A 19,036-nucleotide genomic window follows, 5' to 3' on the forward strand; every position below is an offset into this window, starting at 1 on the left:
CTGGGCATCCTGAGGGATGCCGGAAGCCGGGGCATGCTGGATGATGAAGCGCTGAGCATCATTGAAGGCGCGGTTCAGGTCGCGGACATGCAGGTCCGTGAAATCATGATTCCCCGCTCCCAGATGGTCTGTGTTGAAGAAGACCAGAACCCGGAAGAATTCCTTCCCCAGGTTATTGAGTCCGCCCACTCCCGCTTCCCGGTTATTGGCGATACCAAGGATGAAGTCATTGGTATCCTGCTGGCCAAAGACCTGCTCCCCCTCTTGCTTAATAAAGCTCTCAACACGGGCAACAAGTTCAATATCAAGAATCATTTACGTCCAGCCACGTTTATTCCGGAAAGCAAGCGCCTCAATGTTCTGCTCAGGGAGTTCCGCACCAACCGCAACCATATGGCCATCGTTATTGATGAGTTTGGTGGCGTTGCCGGACTGGTCACCATTGAGGACGTACTTGAACAGATTGTTGGTGATATCGAGGATGAAACCGATGTTGATGAAGATACGTTCATCAAACCGGCGGATGATCTTGAGCATGCCTTTATCGTCAAGGCACTGACGCCCATTGATGACTTTAATGACCAGTTTGCCACCAAATTCCCGGATGACGAGTTTGATACCATTGGTGGTATTGTGATGCAGGAGTTTGGCCATATGCCAACCCGCAATGAATCTGTGGAAATTTCAGGCTTCCGTTTTGATGTACTCAATGCCGATGGTCGCCGGATTCGCCTGCTGCGGGTAACCCCCTGCTGATGCCTGTCCGTCCATCGCTACAGGTCGTGCGCTACCTGCTGTCGCTGGCCGCAGGTGCGGCCATGCCCCTGGGCTTCAGCCCTTTTGACGTCTGGCCAGTTCCCATGCTGGCCATTGGCATTATCTTTCTCCTGACCCGGACATTGCCGGTCAGGACATCGGCGATTTGCGGCTTTCTTTTTGGTGCCGGTATGTTTGGGACCGGAACGTCCTGGATATACGTCAGTATCCATGAATTTGGTGCCGCATCGCCCATGCTGGCAGGGCTGCTGACCGGCTTTTTTGTCCTGGGTATTTCTGCCCTGATGATCATGCCGATCTTCCTGATCTACAGCTGGCTTAACCAGCGAAAAGCCGGGCAAGGCAACGCCTGCAGGCTTTCACCCTGGCAGCAGGTACTGATGTTTTCTGGCCTCTGGGTCCTGTTTGAGTGGGTTCGCAGCTGGCTACTGACTGGCTTCCCATGGCTATTATCGGGCTACGCACTACTGGACACGCCATTTGCTGGTCTGGCACCAGTGGTTGGAACCTATGGCTTAAGCCTGCTGATGGTAACCACAGTCTGCCTGTTGTTTGCCCTGGTTATTCCAGCTAAACCGCAGCAGCGAGCAGCCAATATTATTGCTTTATCCATCGTCCTGGTGTGCTGGGGACTCCCGTGGCCGCTGAACCACATCCAATGGACAGAAAAAACAGGCGATATATCCTTCAGCGCTGTACAGGGAAATATCCCGCAAAACCTGAAGTGGGACCCTGACTATATTCACACCACCATCAGTACCTACATTGGGCTCAGTGAAGACCACTGGGAACAGGAACTGATTATCTGGCCGGAGAATGCCATTCCACTGTTTTATAACCGTGCCCTGGGCTTGATGACGCAACTGGACAGACTGGCCCGCCAGAATAACAGCACGCTGATCCTTGGCATGCCCGTGGATGATAATTCTGGCAGTGAAACCCGCTACTTCAACAGCATCCTGTCTCTGGGTGAAGGCGATTCACTCGCTGCTGGCTCTTCATCCACTGAAAGTCCTGGCCGCTACGACAAGCAAAAGCTGGTGCCATTTGGAGAGTATGTTCCCATGGCGTCCATACTGCGCGGGTTGATTGATTTCTTTGACCTGCCCATGTCTGAATTCTCCCGCGGAGGTTATGAACAGAGCTTACTCAAGGCTGGCAAGGTAAACGTTGCTCCTTATATCTGTTACGAAGTGGTCTATCCGGATTTTGTCGCGCAAATGGCTAAAGAGAGTGGACTGCTGATCACGATCAGTAATGACACCTGGTTCGGTAAATCCATTGGCCCTGTCCAGCATTTCCAGATTGCCCGGATGCGAGCACTGGAAACGGGACGCTTCATGATCCGGGCCACCAATGATGGTATTACCGCCCTGATTGATGAAAAGGGAGATGTGCTGGAAACCATTCCGCGCTTTGCCAATGGCGTTTTGTCATCAACGGCAGAGATTCGGGAAGGCCAGACACCGTTTATGATTTATGGTTCCTGGCCGGTGTTACTACTAAGCGTTCTTCTGGTTTTACTACCGCTGTATTCCAAACCGTTCCTAAGGGGTAACTGTCTTCCCAAGTGTCGTCTCCCTGGTTAAATGCATCTCCTGCTGAAATTGTTCAAACGCATCGGTAAGTTCAGACTTTATCGTTTTTATCCGACTCTGCCTTTCCGGTTCTTTCAGCCCTGACAACAATAGATATTCCTCAACATCGTCCATTAACTGATCTATCATCTGCCCATCAGGCCTGAGATGATCCAATGGCGTATTACCCCGGTTATCCAGCTTTGACAGACTCTGCCAGGCTCCCTCTGCCAATAGGATTGCAAATACTTTAGCCTTCTGGGGATGATGACTTCTGGCTGCATGATGAAGTGGCCTTGCACCGGCATTGGTCGGATGATTAATAACACTTTGGTAATCAGGGGCAGCCCTGAACATTTCACAGTACCAGCGCATAACCTCTTCCCCGCCACCGGCTGCCAGATTAAACCGGTTATTGCCGGTATTGTTGGGAGCCGCCCCCTTTAAATCACCGGGGATTAACATCGCCTTCATGGATCGAAATAATGCATAATATCCCTCCCGCATCGGTTCGGGAGCATTATTTAATAGAAATACCAGTATTTGATCAGGACAGTCCTTGTTGATTGCCGGACCAACTTTACCTGCAACTTCATAGGAGATTTCAGTGGCTGACCTTGCACCATTAGGTGCATTAAACATTGATACGATTCTGTCATGGGGAACTGAGTCACAAATCTCCTGAAATGCCTGAGAATCCGCAGCTGCAAATGCCCAGTGAAGAGGATTCATGCCTGAAATACATTCACCATCCCTGCCAGTACGCATTGCCTCAACAGCCAGGGAAACCAATGGCTTCGCCTTATCAGCAAAATCAGGTATGCGCTGGCAATTGGAAAAATCAAGCACCCGCTGATCCAGGGTTGAAGCCATGCCATCACTTGCTGCAGCCTCAACAGGCACATGCCTGTAAGGGGCAGTAAAATGAGTTCCAGCTGCGTCCATCAAAAGATCCTCTCACTGCAGTAGATGGCTTTACTTTTGATGACAAATCCAGCAAAAAGTTCCGTCTGACAAACCTTCTGTAAGCGGAAGTAGAGTATATGTTTGTCCCTTGCCCTGCCACGCCATAAACGGAACTTGAAAGTCAGTTGCAATAAGTCAGCCAGTACCATAAATACCCGGCGTATTCTCTGAAAGCACGTTCACTGTCGCTCAAATAACGGGCACTGGGCAACCATCGGCTGATACGGAAAGTGTCTTTTGAAGCATCGGCCAGCATGCCCGGTGCAGGAATCACATAAAAACCGGCCCGCTCAAAGCTGAGGACAGCCCTTGGCATATGCCAGCCATGAGTCACGAGTAATACCGACTGAATATCCTCAGGCAGCATTGCACGGGCATAAACCGCATTTTCCCGGGTTGTCGTACTTTGAGCCTCCCGCCACCGGGTTTCCACACCAAAATCACGTTCAAGGCTTTCTGCCATAACCGCCGCTTCCGGACGAAAACCGCCACCGCTGACCATAACCGGCAGCTCAGCCTGACGACTCAGCCAGGCGCCGTAGCGCAGCCGTTCCAGGGTATACATGGAAGGGCGGAAACCCGACATCTCGGGGCTGATACGAGGCAAACCACCACCAAGAATCACAATGGCCTGAGGCTCTACCGGTTGCGTTTGCCCCGGATTAAAGACCGGATAACGCTCAAGGCTCCGGATAAGCAGCGATGCAACCGGCTGGGTAGACAACAGATAAAAAATGGCCAGCGCCAGCCAGACAGTCCATGACTTAAAAATCAATCCCATGATGATCAGCCAAATCAGCAACATGAAAAATAAAAGAGTCCACTTGTGGTTATGAACGACCCGACAGGCCACCTGAAAAGAAAAAGCGTTAATGATGGCACTTTATTGTGACACGTTCACTGAAAATCGGGTAATCCAAACCTGTTTGATCAACTATCCTGAACAGTCTCACCGTTTTAACGATAAGGTTTACGCCGTGCAAGGACCGTTTGAGCATCTTGTTCTGGAAATGGCCGTCATCTTTGGGGGGGCGTCTTTATTGGGCACCCTGTTTGTCTGGCTGAAACAGCCTATTATTCTCGCCTATATCGGCCTTGGTATGCTGATTGGTCCTTATGGCCTGAATATGGTCATCGATGATGGACATATTGAAGCGGTCTCCACCATGGGGATTATTCTGCTGATGTTTCTGCTGGGGTTACACCTTCATCCCAGAAATCTGCTTAAACAGTTAAAACAAACGGCGCTGGTAACCTTTCTCTGCCTGAGCACTGTTGGTGTCATGATCTGTGCCGTTCTTGCCCTGCTCTTTGGTTTTCCATTGTTGGAAGCGTTCATCGCTGGCCTGTCCCTGGCCTTTTCCAGTACCGTGCTCAGTTTAAAGCTGATCCCAACCACAACGCTGCACCATAAGAGAACCGGCGAAGTGATGATCAGCATCCTGCTGTTCGAAGATATCCTGGCCATCCTGACCATTCTGGTTCTCTACAGCAGCAACGGTGGCGCTCATATTGAAGCGCTGTTACTGCCGTTGAAAACCTGTGCCTTTACCCTGGGGGCCTGGTGTTTTGTCCGATATGTCCTGCTACCGCTGATGGGGCGTTTCGACATTATCTCGGAGTATATTTTTCTGGTATCACTGGGCTGGTGCCTGACAGCGTCTCAACTGGCGGAGTACTGTGGCCTGTCCCATGAGATCGGGGCTTTTATTGCCGGGGTCAGTATCGCTACATCACCGATCTCTCTGATTATTGCCGAGGGCTTGAAGCCGTTAAGGGAGTTCTTTCTGATTCTGTTTTTCTTTTCGGTGGGTGCCCAGTTTGATCCACTATTGAAAGGCCATCTGCTGATGGCCATTCTGTTAACGTCAGCGATCATATTAATCACCAAGCCCATACTGTTCAAATTCCTGTTGAAGCATTTGGCAGGAGAACGAAACGATAATGCGGGAGAAATGGGATTGCGTCTTGGCCAGAGCAGTGAGTTCTCACTGCTCCTGGCCTATGGCGCCATGACGGCAGGAAGAATTCAGCAGGAGACCGCATTGCTGATCGAAGGGACCGCCATTCTGACCTTTATCGTTTCTACCTATCTGGTGGTGTTCAGACTGCCAACACCCATATCACCCAATAATGAGTTAAGAAGTGATTAAGGCTCTCCCGGGCTTGTTGCTGACTCCATTGGTTGATCTGTCTCAACCAGCGCTGGTTCAGCGGTAATCCTGTCCAGGATTTTGATGAAGAGCGGCGGTTGTGTGCTCATGCCGGTTGGGTGACGACGCTGGAAATAGTCTGACTTAAGCGCTTTTTTATGGGCTTTTAGCTCTTCAAGTTCCAAACGGGTGAGTCCACTGGCGGTCAGCCACAATACCCAGTCATGCATTGTATCTATGGGATGTCTGGCAAAGAACCGGAAAATTCTGGTTGGTAGCTGAAGGGATGGCCCTGGCTCTGCTCCAAAGCTGGCGATCAGGAAATCAGCCATCCATTGGTGATGGGAAGGTATACCTGTTGTTGAAAATTGCTTGAGGAACCACGCATGCAGCTGCCTATCGTATTTATTGGCAAGCGCTCTCACAATCCGATTACGCCCACTTATTGCACAGCCATACAGGGCGTCTGCTATTTCCTGAGTTGTTGCGGTGGCCGTGAATAACCGATTACCAAAGAGGTGGCTATAGGCGCAGATAGCGTCATCGGAAAATGGCAGGCGCTGGATATATCGGGAAGGAATGAAGTTGATGTTCGTCCCGTTATCATCATAGGGAATGGTCTTGTAGAATTCCTCCGGGTACTCACAAACATTGTTAATGTTTAAAAAACGCACACTGGCGTTATGATCTTTCAGCGTTTCCACCAAAGCGGTCATGGCCTCTTCCGAAAATAAGTCCAGACAAACCGGTAGCACCGGATGGTCCTGGCAACGTTTGAACTCGGCAAAACGCTCAGCTGATGAGAAAAGATTGCGTTCCATACCCTTGATATAGTTGTTGAACTGCCGGGCAATATCTGCGGCATTATCTGCGTTAACCTCCGGATTTTCCTCCTGAAAATGGGTGATCGCCCGGTTAAGTATCGCCATTTTGTCCCTGTGATTTTCTGGAGGGTTTGTTTCCTTTTTGCACTCTTCCAGCAGGTGAGTACATAGCTGAAGAGGCTTGGGATCACGATCTATCTGCAAAGTGAGATCACAACTGTCAGCCAATTCCGGCAACCCCTGGAACAAACCACCTTCGCCGACAATGATGGCAACCTGGAAGTCAGAGAGTGATTTTTCCGGGGGGAGCCGGGCGAAGGAATCACCAAGCCTTATCGCCTTTCGCACTGGATCAGGAGTCGGATATTCGTTGCTAAACCAGCAGTGCCGGTCAAGCGAGTAGGTAATACCAGGCCTGGGGGGAGGATAACTTTTCACCGTGTGCTGCCGAAACTTCGCCAGGTTATTCTCGATACCCTGCTGGAGTTTCCGGAGACCTTGCGCTCTCTGCGTTATGTCAGGGAAGACGCATGTGGCAGCCGTGTTGGTTGAAAGTGCCCCTGCATTCATTGTGAGTGTCCTTGGTTATTGCATCTTAATATTGGTCATTGAATATAGTCGAGGAACCATGAATTGAACCAGTAAGGCGATAATGGATAGTGGTGCTATCCAGCCTGTCAGAATTGCTTACTTCAAACCCGAGTTTCGCCCGTCTTTGTCTGCAACGCTTAAACAAGTGGCATCGGAACTGCTGTGACTTTTTCTGCAGCAGCCTGGGAACTTGCTGTGGAATCCACCGGTTGGCCTGTCTCTGCCAGCGTTGGTTCAGCAGTAATCCTGTCCAGAATTTTGATGAAGAGCGGCGGTTGTGTACTCATACTGGTTGGGTGATTCTCAAAATAGTCTGATGTAAGAGTATCTTTATGAGCTTTTAACTCCTCAACTTCCCCACTGGTGAGTCGAGCGGCGGTCAGCCACAATATCCAGTCATATTCTGTGTCTATCGGATGGTTGGCAAAAAACCGGAAAATTCTGGTTGGTAGCTGAAGCGATGGTCCTGTCCCAAATGTGGAGACATATTCGGAAACCAACTGCAGGTCACGGAAAGACGCACCTTGTGATCCAACAGCATTTTTGAGGAACCATGTGTATAACTGCAAATCGTATTTAAAGGCAAGCGCTCTCAGAGCGCGATTACGACCGCTTATTGCACCGCCATACAGGGCATCTGCCATTTCCTGGATGGTTGCAGTGGCCGTGAATAACCGACCACCAAAGCGCTGACTATAGGCACAGATAGCGTCATCGGAAAATGGCAGGCGCTGAATATACCGGGAAGGAGTGAAGTTGATGTTCGCCCCGTTCTCATCATAGGGAATGGTCTTGTAGAATTCCTCAGGATACTCACAAGCATTGCTGATGTTTAAAAAGCGCACACTGGCGTTATGATCTTTTAACGTTTCTGCCAAAGCGGTCATGTCCTCTTCCGAGAAGATGTCCAGGCAAGCCTGTTGCACCGGATGGTCCTGACAACGTTTGAACTCGGCAAAGCGTTCAGCTGATGAGAAGATGTTGCGTTCCATACCAGTGATATAGTTGTTGAACTGCCGAACGATATTTGACACATCCTTTTCGTTAACCTCCTGATTTGCTTCCTTAAAACGGGTAATCGCCCGGTTAAGCAGCGCTATTTTGTCCGAGTAATTTTCTGGATATTTTGTCTCTTTTCGGCACTCTTCCAGTAGGTAAGCACTTAGCTGAAGAGGCTTGGGATCATGATCTATCTGCAAAGTGAGATCACAACTGGCATCCAATTCTCGCAAACCCTGGAAAAAGCCGCCTTCGCCGATAATGATGGCAACCTTGTAGCCAGAGAGTGGTTTTGAAGTGGGCAGACGGGCGAAGGAGTCACCAAGCCTAACCTTCTCTGACATTGGAGTGGAAGCATGACGATCATTGCTAAACCATTTGATTTCAGGAAAATAGGTCATCCCATCCCCCCGGGCAGGATAACTTCTCACAGAGTGCTGCCGAAACTTCACCAGGTTATTCTCGATACCTTGCTGTAGTTTCCGGAGGCCTTGCGCTCTCTCTGTTACGCCAGAGGAGACGCATGTGGCAACCGTGCTGGTTGAAAGTGCCCCTACATTCATTGTGAGTGTCCTTGGTTATTGCATCTTATTGCATCTTAATATTGATCACTGAATATAGTTGGGGAACCATGAATTGACACGAGTAGCAAGGTGATAATGGTCAGACTTGCTTACTTCAAACCCGATTTTCGCCGGTCTTTGTCTGCAACGCTTAAACAAGTTGCATTGGAACTGCCGTCACTTCTTCTGCAGCAGCCTGGGAACTTGCTGTGGAATCCACCGGTTGACCTGTCTCAGCCAGCCTTGGTTCAGCGGTAATCCTGTCCAGAATTTTGATGAAAAGCGGCGGTTGTGTGTCCATATGGGTCGGGTGATTCTGGAGGTAGTCTGACTTGAGGGCTTCTTTATGGGCTTTTAGCTCCTCAACTTCCGGACGGGTGAGCCGAGCGGCGGTCAGCCGCAATATCCAGTCATGCATTGTGTTTATCGGATGTTGGGCAAAGAACCGGAAAATTCTGGTAGGTAGCTGATGGCTTGGCCCTGTCCCATAACAGGAGAGAAACCAGGCAATCATCTGCAGGTCACGGAAAGTCGAGGCTGCTGATGCAGCATCCTTGATGAGCCACGTAAACAGTTGCCCGTCATACCTGCTGGCCAACGCCCTCAGGGTGCTATCACGGCCGCTTATTGCACAGCCATAGAGGGCGTCTGCCATTTCCGGGATGGTTGCGGTGGCCGTGAATATCCGGCCACCACAGAGCTGGCTATAGGCGCAGATAGCATCATCGGAAAATGGCAGGCGCTGAACATAACGGGAAGGAGTGAGGCCGATATCCATCCCGTTATCATCATAGGGAATCCCTTCGTAGAACTCCTCAGGGTATTCACAGGCATTGCCGATGTTCAAAAAACGCACACTGGCGTTATGATCTTTTAATATTTCCGCCAGGGCGGACATGGCCTCTTCCGAGAAGTAATCCAGGTAAACCTGTTGCACCGGATGGTCCTGGCACCGTTTGAACTCGGCAAAACGCTCAGCTGATGAGAAAAGGTTGCGCTCCATGCCTGTGATATATTCGCAGAACTGCAGGGCAATATCTCTGGCGTTATCTGCGCCAACCTCCGGATTTGCTGCCTGAAGACGGGTGATTGCCCGGTTAAGCAGCGCTATTTTCTCCGTGTGGCTTTCTGGATAGCTTGTCTCTTTTCTGCACTCTTCCAGCAGGTAGGTAATGAGCTGAAGTGGCCCGGACTCACGATCGATCTGCAAAGTGAGGTCACAGCTGGCCGCCAATTCCGGCAACCCCTGTAAAATACCGCCTTCGCCGACAATGATGGCAATCCGGTAATCAGCAAGTGGCTTTGCAGCGGGGAGACGGGCGAAGGAGTCACCCAGCCTTATTGCCTCTTGCGACCGATAGGGACCACTTTGCACGCGTCTGGGAGTAGGATAATCATTGCTGAACCAGTGGTTCTTATCAGCCAGGCGGGAAATATCTGCCCAAGAGGCAGGATGACTTTTCACCGTGCGCTGGCGAAACTTCGCCAGGTTATTGCTGATATCTTGCTGAAGTCCGTGGAGACCCTGCGCTCTCACCGGTACTTCAGGCGAGAGGCAGGGGGAAGTTGTATTTGTTAACATCGTCCAAAGGTTCATTGTGGAAGACCTGAATACCTCCGCCACCGTTCACTCTTGATTCGCTCCCCCATCACGGAGCATCCGGGTCAGCCATATAATAGACACTGCCTTGATGTTCATACCACAGAACGCCCGGAGGCAGTTCAGCCTGATCATTCGCTACCCGAATCTCCCCGACAGCATGACTACTGATGTGTTGATCAATGACTGACAGCCGGGCTTGCTGATTACATTCGTTAACAGGACAGAAAACCATCAGGTTATCCAGAAGGGTCCTGGCCTCTACACCATAACTGGTTAATGTTTTGCCTGTGACGATGGTGCCATGGCAATCATGTTCCCCCGTTATTAATGAATCATCCCTCTCCATACAGGGTTCGCAGATCGTGTGATTACAGCCTTCAATCCGCCTGCCGTGATAGTTGATACCATGACACCGGACACACTCCAGACCTCTCAGTGTTGATACCTCCGACGAATGATGGGCGATGCTGACATCGACCTGGTGACCTGATGGTGTGACCACTGAAAACGACTGTAATATGCCGGGCATCATCAAAGCTCCTCAAAATCCTCTCAAACAACCCTGTTTAACAACTTATTGTTAGAGACTGCTGTCAGAGACTGCTGTTAGAGTCTGACTTTGACCATTACCTGTACTACTAAGTTCCACCCCTTAGCCGGTATTTTCATGAACCCGGTGACCGGGAAACTTCCTTACACAACGCCCCACAGCAAGACCGCCAGTATCTGCGGCGACAAAATTCTCAGACACATCACCAGCGGATAAACCGTTGCGTAGGACAGTGCCGCCGCTCCGGACCTTTCATGCAGGCTGTTGGCAAAGGCCAGCGCCGGAGGATCGGTCATGGAGCCTGCCAGCATGCCACAGATGCTGAGGTAGTTAAGCCCGCCAAACATACGGCTGGTAATACCTATAATCAACAGCGGTACCAGAGTGATCACGGCACCGTACATCATCCATTGCAAACCATCCCCATGCACCAGGATATCGACGAAGTTCTCTCCGGAACTTAAGCCAACCACGGCCAGAAACAGAACAATACCAATCTCCCGCAATGCCAGGTTGGCACTGGGCGGCATAAACCAATATAAACGACCAATACTGCCTATCCGGCCAAGAATCAACGCCACCAGCAGCGGTCCACCGGCCAGACCCAGCTTGAGCGCCGCTGGCAGGCCCGGGATCGTCAGTGGCACAGAGCCCAGCAGGATACCCAGGCCAATACCGATAAACACCGGCATCATCTGAACCTGTTGCAACTTCTGCTGGGCATTGCCCACCTGGTTGGCAACCGCATCAATGGATTCAGGGCGACCCACAAGGTTCAGAATATCACCAAACTGCAACGATGCATCCCGGTTGGGCACCAGTTCAACACCGGAACGGTTCAGGCGTGAAACCACCACGTCGTAGCGCTGTTTGAATTTAAGGTCGATCAGTTTTTTGCCCAGCACCTTCTCATTGGTTACCACCACCCGGGAGGTTCTCAGCTCCGTACCCTTGGTGGTCAGGGAAGCATCTACCTCTTCGCCGAGAATAACCCGGGCACTCTGTAATTTCTGCCGACTGCCAACCAGATGGAGAATATCCCCCAGCTCCACGGCCGTATTGCCTTTGGGGACAATCAGTTCCTCCCCCCGCTTCAGCCGGGAACAGACCAGTTCGCCGTCATCCAGTCCCGGAACATCCTGAAGTGCCAAACCATCAATGTTCGGGTTTCGAATGGCGACATTGATGGTATAAAGGCTTTCCTTTCCGGTACCGGACACTTTCTCAAAGGCTTCCGCTTCCTGGTTAACGTCTATGTTGAACAGCCGCCGGATAAACCACATGCTCAGCAGAATGCCACAGATACCAAACGGGTAAGCCACCGCATAGGCCGAACCCGGCAGTGCCAGCATGTTCTCTGGTGTTCCCAGCTCGGCCAGAATGCCGGTACCTGCCGCCAGGGCAGGCGTGTTAGTCACTGCTCCTGAATAAACACCCAGTACCACGGGCAGGGGAACATCAAACAGCAGATGCAGTACGGTAGCCACCACCCCACCGAGCAGTACCAGGGCTGTGGCAAAGGCATTCAGTTTCAGACCGCTGCTTTTCAGCGATGAAAAAAAGCCCGGCCCCACCTGAATCCCAATGGTGTAGACAAACAGAATCAGGCCAAACTCTTTGATGTACTCCAGAGTGTGGCTGTCCAGATGGATATCCATCTGGTAGACAAAATGCCCCACCAGAATACCCCCGAACAGCACACCACCAATGCCCATACCGATGCCGCGGATGCGCCAGTTGCCTATCCACAGGCCCAGCACAGCCACCAGCGACAAGATCGATATGGATACCGCTATATCGCTCATTATTTTTTCCAGAAGTTAAGAATAAGTTGAGAATAAATGGATGAAGACCAGAAAAGCATGACTACCTTACCAAACACTGACAATCAGGACGAATGATGCAGATCAATGGGGGACTATCTGTGTGGATAAATCCACAGGAAAAGTGCAGTTGGGCAGGCAGTGTTGTATCCTAGCGGGTCATTGGTTTCCCCGACTCTTTGATTGGTTTTTCATGAAGCGTTTCTCACCGGACGGCTTTCAGGAAAGCATCAAAGCGATCCTTTACACTAAGCCTGTTGAGCGATGATGGAAGAGCATTACCAACCGCATCAGATTGAGAGCGAAGCCCAGAAATTCTGGGAAGACAATGACAGCTTTGCTGTCACCGAAGGCATTTCAGAAGGCTCTTCACAAGAGAAGGGCAAAGAAAAATACTACTGCCTGTCCATGTTCCCGTACCCCAGTGGCCGACTGCATATGGGGCACGTTCGTAACTACACCATCGGTGATGTGATTTCACGCTACCAGCGCATGCGGGGCAAGAATGTCCTGCAGCCCATGGGCTGGGATGCGTTTGGCCTGCCTGCCGAAAATGCCGCCATCAAAAACAAGACAGCACCCGCACCCTGGACCTACGAAAACATCGATTACATGAAAGGCCAGCTCAAGCGCCTGGGCTTCGGCTATGACTGGAACCGTGAGCTGGCAACCTGTAAGCCGGAATACTACAAGTGGGAGCAATGGTTCTTCACCCAGCTCTACGAAAAAGGTCTGGTATACAAAAAAATGGCCACCGTTAACTGGTGTCCAAATGACGCCACCGTACTGGCCAATGAGCAGGTGGAAGATGGCCGCTGCTGGCGCTGTGATACCGTGGTTGAGCGCAAGGAACTGCCCCAGTGGTTTGTCAAAATCACCGCTTACGCCGATGAACTGCTGACCGATCTTGACAAGCTCGAACACTGGCCAGAGCAGGTCAAGGCCATGCAGCGTAACTGGATTGGCCGCTCCGAAGGCGTTCAGATGACCTTCAAGGTTGCCAATGTGCCTGTCGCTGCCGCGGGTGAGAGCGCCCCTGGAGAGTTCCAGGTTTACACCACCCGCCCGGATACCCTGATGGGCGTGACCTACGTGGGCATTGCCCCGGAGCACCCATTGGCCAAAGCAGCGGCAGTCAATAATCCTGCCCTTGCCACCTTTATTCAGGACTGCAAATCCAATGCGGTAACTGAAGCCGAAATGGCCACCATGGAAAAAGTCGGTGTCGATACCGGCATCCGCGCCATTCACCCAATTACGGGTCGTGAAGTCCCCGTATGGGCAGCCAACTTTGTACTGATGGATTACGGTACCGGTGCCGTGATGGCGGTTCCCGGCCATGACCAGCGTGACTATGAGTTTGCCACCCGTTTTGGCCTGCCCATCGAACAGGTTATCGAACCTGTCAATGGCGAAGGGATTGACCTTGGCGAAGCGGCTTTTACGGACAAAGGTAAGCTGGTGAACTCCGGTGAGTTCGACGGCCTGAGTTCAGAAGAAGCGTTCAATGCCATTGCCGACCGGCTGATTGCTGAAGGCAAAGGTGAGCGGCAGGTGAACTATCGTCTGCGCGACTGGGGTGTCAGCCGTCAGCGTTACTGGGGGACACCGATCCCGATGCGCTATCTGGAAGACGGTACTGAAGTTCCTGTTCCCCTGGAAGACCTGCCAGTGCTGCTGCCAGAAGACGTGGAAATGGACGGTGTCCAGTCGCCCATCAAAGCCGACCCTGAGTGGGCAAAAACCACCCACAACGGCCAGCCTGCCACCCGTGAAACCGATACCTTTGATACCTTCATGGAGTCCAGCTGGTACTACGCCCGCTACTGCTCGCCACAGTCTGATGACCAGATGCTGAACCCTGAGCAAGCCAATTACTGGCTGCCGGTGGATCAGTACATTGGTGGTATTGAGCATGCGGTGATGCACCTGCTCTACTCCCGTTTCTATCACAAGCTGCTGCGTGATGCCGGCCTGGTCAACAGCGATGAGCCGTTCAAGCGACTGCTCTGCCAGGGTATGGTACTGGCTGACACCTTCTTCAAACTCGACGAAAAAGGCGTCAAGCAGTGGCTTGCCCCAACCGATGTCGACAGCGAGTTTGACGACAAAGGACGTCTGGTTAAGGCCACGCTGAAAGCCACCGGTGAAGTGGTTGAGCATGCGGGCATGAGCAAGATGTCCAAATCCAAAAACAACGGTATCGACCCACAGGACCTGATTGATCAGTACGGTGCTGACACGATCCGTCTGTACACCATGTTCGCTGCGCCACCGGAGCAAACCCTGGAGTGGTCTGAAAGTGCCGTGGAAGGCGCCAACCGTTTCCTGCGTCGCTTCTGGAAGCAGGCCGCAGAGCATATTGCCGGTGGTGCTGTGGCCGCTCTTGATCTGAACGCCCTGACCAAAGAGCAAAAGGATCTGCGCCGAAAAGTGCATGAAACCATCAATAAGGTGTCTGATGACTGTGAGCGCCGCCTGACCTTCAATACCGCTATTGCGGCGATCATGGAGTTGAATAACGCCATCAGCAAGTTCCAGGTGAGCCATGCACAAAGTCAGGATCGCGCGGTAATGCACGAAGCCATTGAAGCCACTACGCTGATGCTGGCTCCAATTGCGCCTCATGCCATGCACAGCATCTGGCAGGCTTTGGGTCACTCTGAGCCGGTACTGGATGCTTCATGGCCAGTGGCTGACGAAGCAGCGCTGAAAAAAGAGGCCATCACTCTGGTGGTTCAGGTCAATGGTAAGGTGCGGGCTAAACTGGAAGTACCGGCAGGCCTGGATAAAGACGCTATTGAGAGGCTGGCTCTGGAGCATGATAACGTCACCAGATTTACCGACGGTTTGACAGTGCGCAAAGTGATTGTGGTTCCCGGTAAACTGGTGAATATTGTCGCCAATTAATCCAGTAGGAAACCTGCTTTCAAAAAAAACAATAAAGGGGCCATTGCCCCTTTATTGATCATTCATCATCAAATGGCTCAAACGGTTCATCATCAAATAGAAAAGACGTCCCTGCACCTTCCCTCTCTTTTTCTTCCTCTTCTTTAAGTTCTTTCCTGCTTTTCCTTCTTTTATCCGATCGGTTCCCGGGATTTGCAGTTGGCAAAATAATGGGAGGCAGATGCTTTTGGCCACTTTCCACAGCCAATGGTGGTTGTGCGGCGATATTGGCTAACCCCATTGAAGCAAGCAACTGGTTTAACGAACCCATTACCTGACCGGAACTGATGGGTGCCGCACTATTATTGATACCGGTATTAATACTGACCTTGTTACCTGGCTCAGCGCGACCAACCTCATTTGCACTCTTTTTCCCCTGGATTTTCCCCTGGGAAGCAGACCCTTCACCGTTTTTCTGCTCATGTTCGCCATGCCCGTTATTCACCCCGGGTTTTGCTGGTACTGATAGTCCATCATGCTCCATAACCGTGTTGAGCCGATTGATTCCCCCCGGTTTTAATAACTCTGGATTGTATTGCCGGTTAACCATGGCAGGATCATTCTGTTCAGCAGCAACTTCAGCGGCAAGGGCGTACTGATTGATAAGAGAATCAACTTCCTGCAATAAAGCAGGGTCTGCCAGCAAGTCAGCGTCTTTTAAAGCCAACGATAGTTTCGCCTCCAATCGGGATAAATCCATCGCTTTCTGAATATCTTCAGGACGCCCCTGCATCATGAGGCTATGAATAAGATGAGCTAATAATTCACTGATTGAATGTCGTTGAGACAGCCCCCCCTCCTCCCCGGGAAGTAGAGTGATCTTCCGGTTCCCCCTGCCTGGCATCAGTCAGCTGATCATTGCCACCCGTTAACAAGGCCATGAGTTGAGCTACTTTTGATATAACCTCGATGACACTTTGCGCTGAAGGGCTTTCTATCAGGTCAGGCCTGGTGACAAAAACATGCACGGCCTGAGGCATCGGCAAGTGAGAAACAATTGATCGATCGGGTAAGGCCCTCCAGGCAGCCGATATCAGATTACCCGGGTAGGCCACATTTCTGATAACAGCGGGTTGTGAAACCGCTGTTGCCAGGTAAGGCACCGCTTTGAACGCACATATTGTCTGCGGATTCTGGCTTGCTACATTCCTCTCGACTATCTGCCTTCCCAGTGGTTTAACAAAAAGCCTGTCATGAACAGTCCTGAGTTCCCAACGTTCCACCAGCCTCACCAGCTTGGAATTGCCCAAAGCATCAGAAACATACAGATTTTTTTCTTTGACCAGTTCAGTGCGGCTTGCGTTCGCTGATTGATCGCCAGAACCCGGCAAGTCCAGCTGCATAGGGGCAGCCTGTGGCGGGGGTACAGCCAATTGCATGGATACAGCTTCTGCCATGGGGCCACCTGCTTGGTTAGAAGCAAAGAAAGCACTTTGCCATCATCTTGAATTGATTATTATTTTTCCTTAGTCAGTTTGGACTCTGAAAATCCGGATTAGTTCCAGCAGGGTGAATCCGACTGGGCTTCTTACCATCGGGCAAACGTCTGCAAAACTGGCGAAATCATCAGAGCTTAACTAGTCTCAGCAAGAATTTTCTCTCGATATAGAACATAACTGTCGGCAAATAGCGGGTAAAAATCTGCACCTGCAACAGCTGCTTGTTCGATAACCAATGCAGTGAGGCAATGATAAAAAATCAGATTGATAATTGAGCTGTCAGCGAGGTTAATGATGAAAGGTGACAAGACTCAGATCATTGAAAAAATAACCATTATTGGTGGAACCCACGGCAATGAATACATCGGTCCCTACTTTCTGGCCAAGGCTGGGCTTGCGGGAATTTATCAGGGTAATGCCATAGAAGTGTCAACGCTTCTTGCCAATCCGGAAGCCTTTCTCCGGGCAAGGCGGTTTATTGATCAGGATCTGAACCGCTCATTTTCTCCCCCTATTCTTACAGGTACTCAAGACCCTTATGAGTGTCGGCGGGCAAGGGAAATAGCCAGACACTTTTCCCAAAATGAGACGGGCCAACACTTTATAGTTGATCTGCACAGCACAACCGCCAATATGGGCATTACCCTGATCGTCAGGGATAATGAGCCACTGAACCTCCACACTGCGGCCTATGTTCAGAAAAATATTCCCGAAGCCCGGATCCTGCTCAGCGATATCGACCATAGTCAACACCACTCTTTAAACAACATTTCACCCTTTGGTATTGTCATTGAGGTTGGCCCCACCCCCAATGCCGTGCTTCGTCATGACCTCTTTGAAACCACTGAGAAAGTGGTTGACCTGGTTGTTAAATTCCTGACGCTCAGCAAAACCCGCGAAGAGCCCAGGCTTCCTGATGAAGTGGCGGTATTCAGGTTCAGGGAAAAAGTACCTTACCCCAGGAATGAACAAGGAGAGCTGACAGCAATGATCCACAAGGATCTTCAGGATCGGGACTATCGCCTGCTGAAAACCGGTCAACCCATATTTATGACACTTCAGGGTGATGAAATCCGATATTCGGGCGAACCAGGCTATCCGGTATTTATTAATGAGGCCGCTTACTACCTTGAAGATACAGCCTTCATCATCACCGACAAAGTGACAGCCTCCCTTAACTGAACGTTCGTTGGTCAGTCTCTGACGGTACTCACTTCGCATTTCTGAAGTGTTAACGACAGATGATCAATAAGGATGTCGTACTCAATGTGACCCACCAACAAGACAATAAGTACACCCACCTGCAGAAAACAAAAACACCCTAAAAACAATAAAAAAAGCTTTGCTTAATACTGATGAAGAAGAAATATTGACGCAAATCAAAACGACAACAAGCGAGGCAACTGAAAATGCCTTCGACTTAATCCACAAGAAGAATTAGACAATGAATCAAACCCACTCTGGAAAATGCCCTGTTATGCACGGTGCGCTCACAGAGAGCGGCAAGTCAAATGTTGACTGGTGGCCAAAAACCCTCAATCTCGACATTCTGCATCAGCATGATAAAAAAACCGACCCGATGGCTCCGGAATTTGACTATCGGGAGGCGGTGAAAACGCTCGACTTTGCCGGCCTGAAACAGGACCTTAAAGACCTGATGACCAATTCTCAGGAGTGGTGGCCTGCCGACTGGGGACACTACGGCGGCCTGATGGTACGTATGTCCTGGCACGCCGCCGGTACCTATCGTATTGCCGATGGCCGTGGCGGTGCCGGTACCGGTAACCTGCGCTTTGCCCCGTTGAACTCCTGGCCCGATAACGCCAACCTGGACAAAGCCCGTCGTCTATTGTGGCCGATCAAGAAAAAATACGGCAACAAACTGAGCTGGGCTGACCTGCTGGCTTATGCAGGTACTGTCGCTTATGAATCCATGGGACTAAAAACCTTTGGCTTCGCATTCGGCCGGGAAGATATCTGGCACCCGGAAAAAGATACCTATTGGGGCTCTGAAAAAGAGTGGCTGAAGCCAAGCACTGAAGAAGGTAGTCGCTACTCCGGTATGCGTGACTTGGAAAACCCATTGGCTGCCGTTATGATGGGTCTGATTTACGTCAACCCGGAAGGCGTGGATGGCAATCCTGACCCGCTGAAAACCGCCCACGACATGCGCGTCACTTTCGAGCGTATGGCGATGAACGATGAGGAAACCGTAGCCCTCG

General features: G+C 51.0%; 15 protein-coding genes. 6 read left to right on the forward strand and 9 right to left on the reverse strand.

Features of this window, described 5'->3' with window-relative positions:
- On the forward strand, positions 1–756 hold a 756-nt coding region (locus KDK13_RS07110), incomplete at its 5' end, for an HlyC/CorC family transporter (RefSeq protein WP_306671028.1).
- The gene (gene lnt, locus KDK13_RS07115) at positions 756–2,366 is read left to right on the forward strand and encodes an apolipoprotein N-acyltransferase (protein WP_257284280.1); all 1,611 of its coding nucleotides are present in this window, start codon (positions 756–758) and stop codon (positions 2,364–2,366) included. The genes KDK13_RS07110 and lnt, both read left to right, overlap by 1 nt.
- Here lnt and KDK13_RS07120 read toward each other — a convergent pair.
- Positions 2,325–3,299, reverse strand: coding sequence for a hypothetical protein (locus KDK13_RS07120; protein ID WP_257284281.1), 975 nt, complete (start codon positions 3,297–3,299; stop codon positions 2,325–2,327). The genes lnt and KDK13_RS07120 overlap by 42 nt on opposite strands.
- Positions 3,300–3,441: 142 nt before the next feature.
- Positions 3,442–4,101 carry a YdcF family protein gene (locus KDK13_RS07125; RefSeq protein WP_257284282.1) on the reverse strand — a complete coding sequence of 220 codons (660 nt, stop codon included), beginning with the start codon at positions 4,099–4,101 and terminating at the stop codon, positions 3,442–3,444.
- A 196-nt stretch (positions 4,102–4,297) separates the two neighbouring features.
- Between KDK13_RS07125 and KDK13_RS07130 the strand changes: the two genes are divergently transcribed.
- Positions 4,298–5,473 (forward strand): cation:proton antiporter, encoded by a 1,176-nt coding sequence (locus KDK13_RS07130; RefSeq protein WP_257284283.1) that lies wholly within the window; start codon positions 4,298–4,300, stop codon positions 5,471–5,473.
- On the opposite strand, the gene KDK13_RS07135 is transcribed toward KDK13_RS07130, so the two are convergent.
- The 5 genes from KDK13_RS07135 to KDK13_RS07155 form a co-directional block, all read right to left on the reverse strand.
- Positions 5,470–6,867 carry a hypothetical protein gene (locus KDK13_RS07135; protein WP_257284284.1) on the reverse strand — a complete coding sequence of 466 codons (1,398 nt, stop codon included), beginning with the start codon at positions 6,865–6,867 and terminating at the stop codon, positions 5,470–5,472. The two genes, KDK13_RS07130 and KDK13_RS07135, sit on opposite strands and share 4 nt — an antisense overlap.
- A 158-nt stretch (positions 6,868–7,025) precedes the next feature.
- Positions 7,026–8,450 (reverse strand): hypothetical protein, encoded by a 1,425-nt coding sequence (locus tag KDK13_RS07140; protein WP_257284285.1) that lies wholly within the window; start codon positions 8,448–8,450, stop codon positions 7,026–7,028.
- Between the two features lie 151 nt (positions 8,451–8,601).
- Positions 8,602–10,032, reverse strand: a complete 1,431-nt coding sequence (locus KDK13_RS07145) for a hypothetical protein (protein ID WP_257284286.1) — start codon at positions 10,030–10,032, stop codon at positions 8,602–8,604.
- A gap of 67 nt (positions 10,033–10,099) precedes the next feature.
- Positions 10,100–10,585, reverse strand: a complete 486-nt coding sequence (locus KDK13_RS07150) for a hypothetical protein (protein WP_257284287.1) — start codon at positions 10,583–10,585, stop codon at positions 10,100–10,102.
- Between the two features lie 161 nt (positions 10,586–10,746).
- Positions 10,747–12,408 (reverse strand): putative transporter, encoded by a 1,662-nt coding sequence (locus KDK13_RS07155; RefSeq protein WP_257284288.1) that lies wholly within the window; start codon positions 12,406–12,408, stop codon positions 10,747–10,749.
- 285 nt (positions 12,409–12,693) lie between these two features.
- On the opposite strand from KDK13_RS07155, the gene leuS reads away from it, so the two are divergent.
- Positions 12,694–15,336, forward strand: coding sequence for a leucine--tRNA ligase (gene leuS / locus KDK13_RS07160; protein ID WP_257284293.1), 2,643 nt, complete (start codon positions 12,694–12,696; stop codon positions 15,334–15,336).
- 58 nt (positions 15,337–15,394) lie between these two features.
- Here the strand turns inward: leuS and KDK13_RS07165 are convergent, their stop codons facing one another.
- Together KDK13_RS07165 and KDK13_RS07170 are read right to left on the reverse strand one after the other, a co-directional pair.
- Positions 15,395–16,111, reverse strand: a complete 717-nt coding sequence (locus tag KDK13_RS07165) for a hypothetical protein (protein ID WP_257284289.1) — start codon at positions 16,109–16,111, stop codon at positions 15,395–15,397.
- Between the two features lie 28 nt (positions 16,112–16,139).
- Positions 16,140–16,772: a hypothetical protein gene (locus KDK13_RS07170; protein WP_257284290.1), complete on the reverse strand. Its 633-nt coding sequence runs from the start codon at positions 16,770–16,772 to the stop codon at positions 16,140–16,142.
- A 333-nt stretch (positions 16,773–17,105) separates the two neighbouring features.
- Here KDK13_RS07170 and KDK13_RS07175 point away from each other — a divergent pair, with 333 nt between their 5' ends.
- Both KDK13_RS07175 and KDK13_RS07180 read left to right on the forward strand, forming a co-directional pair.
- On the forward strand, positions 17,106–17,996 hold the full coding sequence (locus KDK13_RS07175; RefSeq protein WP_257284291.1) for an aspartoacylase: 891 nt from the start codon (positions 17,106–17,108) through the stop codon (positions 17,994–17,996).
- A 262-nt stretch (positions 17,997–18,258) separates the two neighbouring features.
- Positions 18,259–19,036, forward strand: a 778-nt coding sequence (locus tag KDK13_RS07180) for a peroxidase family protein (RefSeq protein ID WP_306671029.1), incomplete at its 3' end; no start/stop codon positions are given.

It is taken from the genome of Endozoicomonas sp. SESOKO1 (genome assembly GCF_024606265.1).
Taxonomy (GTDB): domain Bacteria; phylum Pseudomonadota; class Gammaproteobacteria; order Pseudomonadales; family Endozoicomonadaceae; genus Endozoicomonas.

Coding starts and splice junctions, on each gene's coding strand:
- lnt (WP_257284280.1), top strand. CDS start 756: ATGCCTGTCCGTCCATCGCTACAGGTCGTGCGCTACCTGCTGTCGCTG.
- KDK13_RS07120 (WP_257284281.1), bottom strand. CDS start 3,299: ATGGACGCAGCTGGAACTCATTTTACTGCCCCTTACAGGCATGTGCCT.
- KDK13_RS07125 (WP_257284282.1), bottom strand. CDS start 4,101: ATGGGATTGATTTTTAAGTCATGGACTGTCTGGCTGGCGCTGGCCATT.
- KDK13_RS07135 (WP_257284284.1), bottom strand. CDS start 6,867: ATGAATGCAGGGGCACTTTCAACCAACACGGCTGCCACATGCGTCTTC.
- KDK13_RS07140 (WP_257284285.1), bottom strand. CDS start 8,450: ATGAATGTAGGGGCACTTTCAACCAGCACGGTTGCCACATGCGTCTCC.
- KDK13_RS07145 (WP_257284286.1), bottom strand. CDS start 10,032: ATGTTAACAAATACAACTTCCCCCTGCCTCTCGCCTGAAGTACCGGTG.
- KDK13_RS07150 (WP_257284287.1), bottom strand. CDS start 10,585: ATGATGCCCGGCATATTACAGTCGTTTTCAGTGGTCACACCATCAGGT.
- KDK13_RS07155 (WP_257284288.1), bottom strand. CDS start 12,408: ATGAGCGATATAGCGGTATCCATATCGATCTTGTCGCTGGTGGCTGTG.
- leuS (WP_257284293.1), top strand. CDS start 12,694: ATGGAAGAGCATTACCAACCGCATCAGATTGAGAGCGAAGCCCAGAAA.
- KDK13_RS07165 (WP_257284289.1), bottom strand. CDS start 16,111: ATGATGCAGGGGCGTCCTGAAGATATTCAGAAAGCGATGGATTTATCC.
- KDK13_RS07170 (WP_257284290.1), bottom strand. CDS start 16,772: ATGGCAGAAGCTGTATCCATGCAATTGGCTGTACCCCCGCCACAGGCT.
- KDK13_RS07175 (WP_257284291.1), top strand. CDS start 17,106: ATGATGAAAGGTGACAAGACTCAGATCATTGAAAAAATAACCATTATT.